General features: G+C 71.7%; 9 protein-coding genes and 1 pseudogene. 5 read left to right on the top strand and 5 right to left on the bottom strand.

Features of this window, described 5'->3' with window-relative positions:
* From I0C86_RS37980 to I0C86_RS37965, 4 genes are all read left to right on the top strand, one after another.
* The coding region (locus I0C86_RS37980; protein ID WP_196206145.1) for a lytic transglycosylase domain-containing protein at positions 1-614 on the top strand (614 nt) is incomplete at its 5' end.
* A gap of 72 nt (positions 615-686) precedes the next feature.
* A complete protein-coding gene (locus I0C86_RS37975) occupies positions 687-1,709 on the top strand; it encodes a GNAT family N-acetyltransferase (RefSeq protein WP_196206149.1) in 1,023 nt (340 codons plus the stop codon).
* Positions 1,710-1,797: 88 nt separating this feature from the next.
* Positions 1,798-2,316: a sigma-70 family RNA polymerase sigma factor gene (locus tag I0C86_RS37970; RefSeq protein WP_196206144.1), complete on the top strand. Its 519-nt coding sequence runs from the start codon at positions 1,798-1,800 to the stop codon at positions 2,314-2,316.
* A gap of 3 nt (positions 2,317-2,319) precedes the next feature.
* A complete protein-coding gene (locus I0C86_RS37965; RefSeq protein ID WP_196206143.1) occupies positions 2,320-3,495 on the top strand; it encodes a hypothetical protein in 1,176 nt (391 codons plus the stop codon).
* On the opposite strand, the gene hemB is transcribed toward I0C86_RS37965, so the two are convergent.
* From hemB to I0C86_RS37940, 5 genes and pseudogenes are all read right to left on the bottom strand, one after another.
* Positions 3,489-4,472: a porphobilinogen synthase gene (gene hemB / locus I0C86_RS37960; RefSeq protein ID WP_196206142.1), complete on the bottom strand. Its 984-nt coding sequence runs from the start codon at positions 4,470-4,472 to the stop codon at positions 3,489-3,491. The genes I0C86_RS37965 and hemB overlap by 7 nt on opposite strands.
* A gap of 115 nt (positions 4,473-4,587) precedes the next feature.
* Positions 4,588-6,168, bottom strand: a complete 1,581-nt coding sequence (locus I0C86_RS37955; protein ID WP_196206141.1) for a bifunctional uroporphyrinogen-III C-methyltransferase/uroporphyrinogen-III synthase — start codon at positions 6,166-6,168, stop codon at positions 4,588-4,590.
* Positions 6,165-7,130 carry a hydroxymethylbilane synthase gene (hemC, locus tag I0C86_RS37950; protein WP_407676394.1) on the bottom strand — a complete coding sequence of 322 codons (966 nt, stop codon included), beginning with the start codon at positions 7,128-7,130 and terminating at the stop codon, positions 6,165-6,167. Before hemC ends, I0C86_RS37955 begins: the two co-directional genes overlap by 4 nt.
* Positions 7,131-7,316: 186 nt before the next feature.
* A pseudogene (locus I0C86_RS37945) lies at positions 7,317-8,717 on the bottom strand (glutamyl-tRNA reductase); the annotation flags it as partial.
* Complete coding sequence (locus I0C86_RS37940; protein WP_196206138.1) at positions 8,714-9,583, bottom strand: redox-sensing transcriptional repressor Rex; 870 nt, start codon at positions 9,581-9,583, stop codon at positions 8,714-8,716. The gene I0C86_RS37940 and the pseudogene I0C86_RS37945, both read right to left, overlap by 4 nt.
* Before the next feature lie 563 nt (positions 9,584-10,146).
* On the opposite strand from I0C86_RS37940, the gene I0C86_RS37935 reads away from it, so the two are divergent.
* On the top strand, positions 10,147-11,454 hold the full coding sequence (locus I0C86_RS37935) for a sensor histidine kinase (protein WP_230395483.1): 1,308 nt from the start codon (positions 10,147-10,149) through the stop codon (positions 11,452-11,454).
* Positions 11,455-11,615: the final 161 nt, after the last annotated feature.

Raw genomic sequence — 11,615 nt, 5'->3', positions numbered from 1 at the left:
CCCCGACCGCGGCGGCGCCGCCCTGGAACGCGGTCGGCGGGCGCCCGTCCGACGTACTGGCCAGCTGGGCGAGCCAGGTAGGCAGCCGGGTCGGCGTTCCGGCGGTGGCCATGCAGGCGTACGGCTACGCCGAGATGCGCCTCGCCCAGTCGATGCCCGGTTGTGTACTGCGCTGGACCACGCTGGCCGCGATCGGGAAGGTCGAGTCCGGTCACGGAAGTGCCAACGGGGCCGTTCTGGGGGCGAACGGAGTGGCGACTCCCGAGATCATCGGACTGCCGCTGGACGGCAACGGCGGCCGAATGCGGATCATGGACACCGAAGACGGCGCGCTCGACGACGACGCCACGTACGACCGGGCGGTCGGTCCGATGCAGTTCATCCCCACCACCTGGGCCCAGGACGGGGCCGACGCCGACGGCGACGGCGTGAAGAACCCACACAGCATCGACGACGCGGCCCTCGCGGCCGGTAACTATCTGTGCAAGGGCGGCCGCAACCTGTCGGTCCCCACGGACTGGTGGAACGCCATCCTTTCCTACAATGACGTGCGGCCATATGCCCAATCCGTCTTCGACACGGCCAACAAGTACGGGACGGACAGCAGAACTTAGCGTAATGGCCCCGGTACATTGAAGAACTGGGCACTTTCGCCAGGCTGCGGTTAACGGCAAGCTAGACGGGTGATGGTGCGCGAGTGGGATCCCCGGACCGCCCCGGCCGCCGAGATCGAGTCGTTCCTGGACGCGATCAATGCGGTTTTCGCGGCCGACCTACCGGAGGATCCGCTGTGGGAGAACGGCCTGCTCCGGGAGTACCTCTGCGAGGTGATGCCCGGCGAACGCCGCATTTCGTGGGTCATCCAGGAGGACCCCTCGGCCGACGGGCAACCCGGCCGCATCCTCGGGCACACCCACGTACTGCTGCTGGGTGACATCGGCGTGCTCGAGGTGATGGTGCATCCGGCCGCCCGACGCCGGGGCCTGGGCCGCAAGTTGATCGCCACGGCGGCCCGACGGACGTACCAGGAGGGCTTCCGGCTGATGGGCGTGGAGGTCATCGGCGGCACTCCTGCGGTGGACTTCTACGAGAGGCTGGGCTTCGCCCAGGAGTACGTCGAGGCGCGCAGCGTGCTGCGCCTGTCCACGGTGGACTGGGATGCCCTCGGCGACATGGCCCAGGGCATCGGCGCGGGATACCGGCTGGAGTTCTGCCCGGGTGGACCGCCGGAAGACCTGATCGAGGCGTACGCGATGGCCAAGGCCGAGGTACGCGACGTCGACGACGGCGACCTGGACCTGCGACCGAGTTCGTACGATCCGCAGCGGTTGCGGGACAGCCTGAGTTGCCTGCACCGGCGGGGCATGAAGCCGTACATCGTGCTGGCGATCGAGGAGAAGACCGGCGTCGTCGCCGGCCTCACCGAGGTCGTCGTGCCGGCCCAGCATCCGACCCGGGCCGACCAGTACGACACCATCGTCGGCCAGGATCACCGGGGTTACGGCATCGACCGGGCGATGAAGGCCCGGATGCTCTTCGAACTCCGCTCGGCCGAGCCGAAGCTCTCCGAGGTGCAGACCTGGAACGCCCAGACCAACGAGGCGATGCGGGCGGTCAACGCCGACCTCGGGTTCCGAGATGACCGGGCGTGGTACGAGTACGGCGTGGACGTCGCGGAACTGGTGCACCGGCTCGACGCCGCCGGCTGAGCCCGCCCCGCCGGAGCGCCACCGCCCGCCGGGGCGGAATTCCGGCGGCCGGCGGGAACGGATCGACACGCTGTCGCGTGTACCGGGCATGGAACTATTGGCCGCCGAGCCCCGCGCCCGCTCGGCCGACGCCGTCGCGGCCGAGCCGTTCGACGCGTTCTACCGGGCGAACAGCGACCGGGTGTACCGGGCGCTGGCGCTGACCCTGGGCAACCACGACCTCGCCCGGGAGGCCGCCGACGAGGCGATGGCCCGGGCCTATGCCCGCTGGCAGCGGGTCCGTGGGATGGAGAATCCGGCCGGCTGGGCGTACCGCGTCGGCCTGAACTGGGCGACCTCCTGGTGGCGCAAACTGCGCTGGGAGCGCCCGCCGGTCACCGAGGAACGGCACCCGGCCGCCCCTGCTCCCGATCCGGCCGCGCTGGCGGCCCGGACCGCTCTCGACCAGCTACCGCTCGCCCAGCGCGCCGTCGTGGTGTGCCGGGTGCTGCTGGATCTGTCCGTAGCGGAGACCGCGTCCGTGCTCGACATCGCCGAGGGCACGGTCAAGAGCCGACTGGCCCGGGCCCTGACCACCATGCGGGACACCCTTACCGAGGAGAACTGAGCCATGCACGACGTACCCGAGGATCTGGCTGCGGCGGTGCGCCGGGCCGCGACGACGGCGCCGGCACCCGGCGGTGATCTCGACGCGCTACGCCGCCGCTGGCGGTCCCGGCGTCGCCGTCGAACCGCCGTAACGGCCGGTTCGGTGGCCTGCCTCGTCGCGCTCACCGCAGTCGGCGTGCCGTTGGTGACCGACCGGCTCAACCCAGCCGACCGCTCGGCGGCCACGGTCCGACCCGCCACGCCTGCCGAGCGGCTGCTGTTCGGCCCCCTGAATGATCTTCTGCTCTCTGGGGACGGCCGGGAAATCCGTGTTGTCGACACTCCGCCCACGATCACCGAGATCAACCTCGACGGCTCGGTGGTCGAACATCCCCTCCCGGAGAACCTGGTGGTCGTTACCGGGCTGTCCGACGGCCGGCTGGTCGGCCTGACCCAACCGCCGATGAGGTTGACGGTGCTCCGCCCGGACGGCAGCATCGAACACAGCCGCAGTCTGGGACCCGACGGCATCCGGATCGATCTGCTGGATGTGACGGCACGGGAGGCGTACCTGCTGCGGAACCGTGACACGATCGTGGCGCACGACCTGACCACCGGACGCGAGCGGACGGTAACGCCGGCTGACATATTCCCGGTTGGCCGCATTCTGGTGCAGCCGTACGAGATCGTCCTCCCGCCGGACCAGCCCACCTACCTGACGCTGGCCGGCGGCCCCGGACTCCTCAGCACCTGGGAGCGGCAGATCCCGGACGGCACCCCGCCGGGCACCTCCGTACCGGCCGACCGGAGCCGGTGTGGCATCCACGTTGTCGGCCTGGCCGACCAGCGGCAACGGGGAAACTGGTCCGTCCAGGGTTGCGGCACGGTGCGGAACGTCCGGTTCTCCCCCGATGGCCGCCTGTTGGCCGTGATCTACGATCAGACATCGTCCGACGTGTCGGATGAGTCGCTGTGGAGGGTGACGGTCTTCGACGTGGCGACCGGCGAGGTCCGCGCCAGCCAACAGCTCGGCAGGATCATTCCTCTCCAAGAGCCCCTGATGCACACTTGGCGGGACGCGATGGCGTGGGCCGACAACCACACGCTTCGGGTCGGCGTGCCCCAGGTCTCGGAGAACCCCAACCGGCTCTACCGGTACGACGAGCTGCTGAAGGTCTCCACGCTGACCGTTCAGTAGCGGTCGCGGAGCATCCGGGCGGCGTCGACCGCCCAGTAGGTGAGGATGATCTGGGCGCCGGCCCGGCGGATCGACGTCAGGGTCTCCAGCACGGCGCGGTCGCGGTCGATCCAGCCATTGGCCGCGGCCGCCTCGACCATCGAGTACTCGCCGGAGATCTGGTACGCGGCGACCGGTACGTCGACCTCGGCGCGGACCGCCGAGAGCACGTCGAGGTAGGGCAGGGCCGGCTTGACCATCACCAGATCGGCTCCCTCGGCGACGTCGAGGCGTACCTCCCGGAGGGATTCGCGCAGGTTCGCCGGGTCCTGCTGGTAGGTACGCCGGTCGCCCTGGAGCGAGGACTCCACCGCTTCCCGGAACGGGCCGTAGAAGGACGAGGAGTACTTCACCGCGTACGCCAGGATCGCGGTGTCGGCGTGCCCGGCGGCGTCCAGTGCCCGGCGGACCACCCCGACCTGACCGTCCATCATCCCGGACGGCCCGACCATGTGCGCCCCGGCCTCGGCCTGGGCGACCCCCATCTCGGCGTACGCGGCCAGGGTGGCGTCGTTGTCGACCGTGCCGTCCGGGGCGAGGAGCCCGCAGTGCCCGTGCGAGGTGAACTCGTCCAGGCACAGGTCGCTCATCACCACCGTGGCGTCGCCCACCTCGGCGATCACGTCCCGGATCGCGACGTTGAGGATGCCGTCCGGGTCGATCCCGCCGGAGCCGGTCTCGTCCTTGGCGGTCGGCACCCCGAACAGCATGATGCCGCCGATTCCGGCGTGCACCGCCTCGGCCGCCGCCTTACGCAGCGACTCCCGGGAGTGCTGCACCACGCCCGGCATCGAGGCGATCGGCCTCGGCTCGGCGAGCCCCTCCCTGACGAACATCGGCAGCACCAGCTCGGCCGGGGCGACCCGGGTCTCCTCGACCAGCCGGCGGACCGCCGGGGACCGCCGCAGTCGACGTGGACGGACCTCTGGGTAGGACATGACCACTCCTTCCGACCGCCTGGCCGTCAACCGATGCCGCACGTCCAAGGATGCCGCACGCCGGGCGGCGGCGGCACCCGACTACCGGATCCGCAGCACTACCGGATCCGCAGCACTACCGGAACCGCAGCGCGGTCGGGCCCTGCACCTTCGAGCCACGGCGCTGCTTGGCCGGCATTGCCGCCAGCTTCTCCCGCAGTTCGACGGCGTACGAGGCCAGCGCCTCCACCAGGTCCGGTACGGAGGCGTGCGCCGGCTGGGCGTCCACCCGCAGACCGAACTCGGTGGCGGTCTCCGCCGTCTTCGGGCCGATCACCGCGACCACGGTACGGGCGTGCGGCTTGCCGGCGATGCCGACCAGGTTCCGTACGGTCGAGGAGGAGGTGAAGAGAACGGCGTCGAAGCCACCCGACTTGATCGCGTCCCGGATCTCGGCCGGCGGCGGCGCCGCCCGGACGGTCCGGTAGGCGGTCACGTCGTCGACCTCCCAGCCGCGCTCGGTCAGCCCGGCGGCCAGCGTCTCGGTGGCGATGTCGGCGCGGGGCAGCAGCACCCGGCCGACCGGGTCGAGGATCTCGTCGTGCGGCGAGAACTCGGCCAGCAGGCCCTCCGAGGACTGCTCACCGGCCGGGACCAGTTCCGGCTGGATACCGAAGGCGCGTACCGCGTCGGCGGTCGCCTCACCGATACAGGCGATCTTGACGCCGCCGAAGTGCCGGGCGTCCAGCCCGTGCTCGCCGAACTTCTCCCAGACCGCGCGGACGGCGTTCACCGAGGTGAAGATCACCCAGGCGTACCTGCCGTCGACCAGGCCCTTCACGGCCCGCTCCATCTGGGCCGGGGTGCGCGGCGGCTCGACCGCGATGGTCGGCACCTCGCACGGGATCGCGCCGTACTCGCGCAGCCGGGCGCTCATCACCCCGGCCTGCTCCTTGGTACGCGGCACGAGCACCTTCCACCCGTACAGCGGACGGTTCTCCCACCAGCTCAGCTTGTCCCGGTGGGTGACCCCGGTGCCCAGGGTGAGCACCACCCGGCCGGTGAAGCCGAGTGCGGCGGCGACGAAGCTGTCCACGGTCGAGGTGGTGGTGTACTGCGTCTCGCCGGTGCCGTCACCGGTCACCGCGACCGCGGTCGAGCCGTCGACCCCGACCGCCAGCAGCCCGTCCCGGACCGCCGCCAGGTCACCGGCGTCGACCGCCAGGGCCAGCGAGCCCCGGTTGACGGCGGCGGCGAGCGCCTCGAAGTCCATCGCGGTGACGTCGTCGACGTCGGCGGCGGTCCGTACCCCCGCCAGTGGAACCCCGGCGTAGGTGGCCACCCCCTCGGCCTGCCCGACTCCCGGCACCACCTCGAAGTGCACGGCGGTACGTGCCACCGCCTGCACCTCCTTGACCACGGCCTCGTGGCCGAACGGGTCGCCGGCGACGAGGTGCACCGCACTCAGGCCGGACCGGGCCGCCGAGAGCAGCACCTTGGCCACGTCGCCCGGTGCCCCCTCGGCCGGGCTGAACTGCGCGTCGTCCTTCGCCTCGGCGCGGACGACGGTCAGCAGCGCCTCGGGGACGCTGCGGTCGTACACGACCTGGTCCGCGTCGACCAGCGCGTCATGCGCCCGCCGGGTCAGCAGACCTGGGTCGCCGGGTCCAGCCCCGACGAACGCGATCCGGCCTGCGGGCTTACGGGTGCCGATCATTCTGTAGCTCCAAAATGCTGGGTCCTCGCGCCGGATTCCGTAGGCGTGCCGAGGATCGAGTCGGCGCCGAGGTCGAGTAGTTCGGCGGCGAGTGCCTTACCGATCTCCGACGCCTCGGCGGGCGTACCGGTGCGGGACAGCCGGATGTCACGGGAACCGTCCGGGCTGATCACCGCCCCGCGCAGATAGATCTCGTCACCGTCGTCGCCCTCGGCGAGTTCGGCGTACCCGGCGACCGGGGCACTGCATCCGGCCTCCAGGGTGGCGAGGAACGACCGTTCCGCGGTGATCGCGGCCCGGGTCGGTGCATGATCGAGTACGGAGAGCAGCTCGATCAGGTCAGAATCGTCGGCCCGGCACTCCACCGCCAGTGCGCCCTGAGCCGGCGCGGGCAGCATCAGCATCGGGTCGAGGGTTTCGGTGATCACGTCGGCCCGGCCCAGTCGGACCAGCCCGGCTCGGGCCAGCACCACCGCGTCGAGGTCGGCCTCAGGTCCGAGCACCCGCTTGACGCGGCTGTCGACGTTGCCCCGGATCGGGACCACGGTGAGCTGGAGTCCGAGCGCGTGCACCTGGGCGATCCGGCGCAGCGCACCGGTGCCGACCGTGGCCTCGGGCGGCAGTTCGGCCAGGGTACGGCCGCCCTGGGCGACCAACGCGTCCCGTGGATCCTCCCGGGGCGGCACGGCGGCGATGTGCAGTCCGGCCTGACCGGCCGTGGGCAGGTCCTTGTACGAGTGGACCGCGAAGTCGATCTCGTTGGCGGCCAGTGCGTCCCGCAACGCCGAGACGAACACTCCGACGCCGAGCCGGTGCACCGGGGCGCTCGACCGGTCGCCGGCCGTCACCACCTCCACCAGCTCGACCTCGCGGCCGGTCGCCGCCCGGAGTGCGTCGGCGATTCCCCGGGACTGGGCGAGCGCCAGCGCACTCCCCCGAGTGCCCAGACGTAGTGCGGTCACGAGTCCACCCCGCTCCACAGCCTGACTCGCTCGCTGCGCTCGCTCATGCCATCTCCTCGCTACGCTCGTCGGCGTCATGAGCTTGGAAACTGAGCAGGCTGATTCGTTCGCTGCGCTCGCTCATCGTTCTCCTCCCGATTGCTGTCGGGGCACCGGGGCGCGGAGCGCGGGGCCGCCGAGGTCGCCGTCACCGCCGAGGCTCGGCAGCTCACCGAGACCGGGCAGGCCGGCGAGACCGGACATCCGGTTGGTGCCGGGCACGGCGGCCAGCTCGGCGGCGGCCAGATCCGGCACGGTGTCGGCGTGCGAGGTGACCGGCACCTCAAGATCAAAGAGCTCGCGGAGCAGCGCGGCGTACTGGTCGCCGCCCGGCTCGGCGGCGAGCTGGCGTACCCGCACGGTCGGCGAGTGCAGCAGGCGCTGCACCACCCGGTGCACGGTGCGGCTGACCTCGGCGCGCTGGTCGTCGGTCAGGTCCGGCCGGCGCTGGGACAGCCGGCGCAGCTCGGCGGTGACCACCTCGTCGGCGCGGGCCCGCAACGCGGCCACCGTCGGCGCGACGTCCGCACCGCGCAGCCAGGTCAGGAACGCCTCCACCTCGGTACCGACGATCCGGGTGACGGCGGCGGTGTCGCCGCTCGCCGGGCCGATCGGCTGGGCGGCGGCCAGCGCGTCGATGTCGATCACCACTACGCCGGGCAGGTCGGCGATGCTCGGCTCGATGTCCCGGGGCACCGCGAGGTCGAGCAGGACGAGCGGATCCGGCCGCCCGGACCCGCGTTGCCGCAGCGCCGCGGTGACCGTCTGCCGGGTGAGTACCGGCTCGATCGACGCGGTCGCGGCGACTACTATGTCCACTGTGGAAAGGGCGCTGGCGAGTTCGGCGATCGGCACCGCCGTCGCGCCGTACGCCTCGGCCAGCCGGCGGGCACGGTCGGCACCACGGTTCGTGATCCCCACCGGCCCGGCGCCCTGCCGGGACAGCGTGGCCACGGTCAGCGCGCCCATCGAGCCGGCTCCGACCACCAGCACCGGGCGTCCCTCGATACCGCCGGGGAAGTGCGTGGCCGCCAGGTCGAGCGCGGCGGTGACGACGCTCTGGCCCGCCCGGTCGATGTCGGTCTCGGCGTGCGCCCGCTTGCCGACCCGGAGGGCCTGTTGCATCAGCTCGTGCAGCAGCCGGCCGGGCGCGTCCGCCTCGCCCGCGACGTGGTAGGCGTCCCGGATCTGGCCGAGGATCTGCGCCTCGCCGACCACCATCGAGTCGAGCCCGGCGGCGACCCGGAAGGCGTGCTCGACCGCCGCGCCGTCGTAGTGCACGTAGAGATGGTTGGCCAACTCGGCCGGGGCACAGCCGGCCTGGCTGGCGAGCACCGCACAGATGTCGCCCAGCCCGCCGTGGAAACCGGTGACGGCGGCGTACACCTCGACCCGGTTGCAGGTCGAGACCACGACGGCCTCGCCGACGTACGGCTGGGCGAGCAGGCGTTCGAGGATCCCGGGCAGTTCGGTCGCGGCGACGGCCAGCCGTTCCAGCGTGGCGACCGGGGCGGTGCGGTGGGATGCACCGACGACGAGCAGGTTCATGATCCGACCGCCTCCGCATTCGTCGACCGGAACGATCCGGTGGGCGCGGGCTCGGTGGTGCCGGTGGCCGCGAGCCCGCCGGGCAGGCCGGTCAGGCCCGCTCCCACCGAACCGCCGAGCGGCGATGCCAGCCCGCCACCGGCGGCGGGTGGGAGCCCCGGCCCGGAGGTGGGTGGCAGGCCGGTCAGCGCCGCCTTGCGATGCTCGTGGAAGGAGAGGATCTGCAGCTCGATGGCGAGGTCGACCTTGCGCACGTCGACCCCGTCGGGCACCGCGAGGACGCACGGCGCGAAGTTGAGGATGCTGGTCACCCCGGCGGCGACGAGTTGGTCCGCGACGCTCTGCGCGGCGGTCGCCGGTGTGGCGATCACCCCGATCGCGATGCGCTCCTCGGCGGCCACCCGGGGCAACTCGTCGATGTGCTGGACGACGAGGCCGTTGATCTCCTCGCCCACCCGGGCGGGGTCGGCGTCGAACAGCGCGGCGATCCGGAACCCCCGGCTGACGAAGCCCGCGTAACCGGCCAGGGCGTGACCGAGATTACCCACTCCGACCAGGGCGACGGCCCGGCGTTGGGTGAGCCCGAGCACGAACTCGATCTGGTCGATCAACAGCGCGACGTCGTAGCCGACGCCCCGGGTGCCGTACGAGCCCAGTTGGGAGAGGTCCTTTCGCAGCTTGGCCGAGTTGACTCCGGCCGCCGCGGCCAACTCCTCGCTGGAAACCGTGTCGTTCCCGGTTTCGGCGAGATTGTGCAGGGCACGAAGGTATTCCGGGAGCCTGGCGACCGTCGCCTCGGGAAGATCCGGAAGCGCTGGCACGGCACCGGCTCGGCCGGGCGTGCCTACGGGGCGGTGCTGACTCATGCGACTCCGTGCCATGCGATCCTCGACCAACCGGATCGGCGGGTCGTTTCGGGGCACCCGCTCGCGACCGCTGTGACCGGCTGTGCTAGCAGGGCTCGTCGGAGTAACAGAGTAGGCGCTTGTGAAGACACGCACAAATCGCGATCTTGATAGATCGCGATAACGCCTCACCTGGGCCTCCCCTTACAAGATCAGTGAGCGACCCGTCCGGAGTCGCCATGGCGATTATTGCCCAAGTCCGACTTATCTAGCCAACTCGTCGCCGACCCGCCGCCCGCTCGGTGGCACCCTCCGCCAGGTCAGCAATTCCGGTACGGCAAGGATTCGTTTGGGCCGGTCATCCTCCGTCAGCCACAATCGGAACCGGCCATCGAATTTCCAGCCCCGGATTCCGGCCGCCGGACCGGCACGGCATCCGGCCCGGATCCGCCGCCGGCGGACCGCCCACCATGAGGGTGCCGACGACGAGGGCGAGGACGCCTCCCCTGGTGGGGACAGCCCTACCGGAAAGAGGCCAGCCGATGGGATGGGGACCGACCGCGTAGATGCCTAGCGTCGAGAACATGACCACCACCGCCACCGCCGTGGGCGCCGGCGCCGATCCGGACGCCGGCCGCAGCGTCCTGCGCCAGCTCGCCATCGACTCCGGTTACGTACTCCTCGGCTTCCCCCTCGCCCTGGCCAGCTTCATCGTGCTGATCGTCGGGTTCTCCCTCAGCGCCGGCTTGATGGTCACGGTCACCGGGCTGCCGATCCTCGCCGGGACCCTCTTCGCGGCCCGCAGCTTCGCCGACATCGAACGGCTGCGGATGCCGGCAGTGCTCCGGCAGCCCCGGGTACGCCCGAACTACCGCACCGCCGAGCCGGGCGCCAGCGCGTGGCGGCGGATCTTCGTACCGATCACCGACGCCCAGTCCTGGCTCGACCTGGCCCACGGCATCCTCAAGGTGATCATCAGCATCGGCACGTTCGTGATCACCGTGGCCTGGTGGGCGGGCGCGATCGGCGGCTCCCTCTACTGGGCGTACGACTGGACCCTCCCGACCGGCCCGAACGACGAGGGCCTGCACGAGCTGCTCGGGCTCGGCGACACCCCGGTCGCCCGGATCGGGCTGAACTCCGCACTCGGGGTGTTCTTCCTGATCACCCTGCCGCTGGTGGTGCGGGGCTGCGCCATGATGCAGGCCTCGTTCGGCCGGGCGCTGCTCACCGGGGTCGCGGAGATGCGCAACCGGATCACCGTGCTGGAGGAGCAGAAGCGGGCCGCCGTCTCCGCGGAGGCCACCGCGCTGCGCCGGCTGGAGCGGGACATCCACGACGGCCCGCAGCAGCGGCTGGTCCGGCTCGCCATGGACCTCAGCCGGGCCCAACAGCAGCTCGCGTCGGATCCGGAGGCGGCTCGGCAGACCCTCGACGAGGCCCTCGCCCAGACCCGGGACACCCTCGCCGAACTGCGCGCGCTCTCCCGGGGCATCGCGCCACCGATCCTGGTCGACCGGGGGCTGCCCAGCGCCCTCGCGGCCCTCGCCGGCCGGGGGTTGATCCCGATCGACCTCACCGTCGACCCGCAGCTCGGCACCCGGGACGGCCGGCCCGACCCGGCGGTGGAGAGCACCGCCTACTTCGTGGTGGCCGAGGCCCTCACCAACGTCGCCAAGCACAGCCGGGCCACCGAGTGCTGGCTCGCCGTCACCCGCGCCGACCGGACCCTGCAGATCGTGGTCATCGACGACGGCGAGGGCGGCGCGCACCTGTCCAAGGGACACGGCCTGGCCGGTCTCGCCGACCGGGTACACGCCAACGACGGCACCCTCAGCGTGCTCAGCCCGCCCGGCGGGCCGACCGAGATCAGGGCCGACCTGCCGTGCTGAGCCCTACCTACCGCGCCGAGCTGACCTACCGGGCCGAGTTGGCGAGCTGGGTCGAACTGGCCAGCCCGGCCGGGCCGACCCGGCACGCCGTCCTCGCCGGCCCGCCCCGGCCGATCCACGGGGCCGTCCCGCCCGCCGACGACCCCGGTCGGATGGTGCCC

It is taken from the genome of Plantactinospora alkalitolerans (assembly GCF_015690345.1).
GTDB lineage: Bacteria > Actinomycetota > Actinomycetes > Mycobacteriales > Micromonosporaceae > Plantactinospora > Plantactinospora alkalitolerans.
The sequence above is the reverse complement of the archived record's forward strand: the minus strand, read 5'-3'. Positions and strand labels throughout refer to the sequence as shown.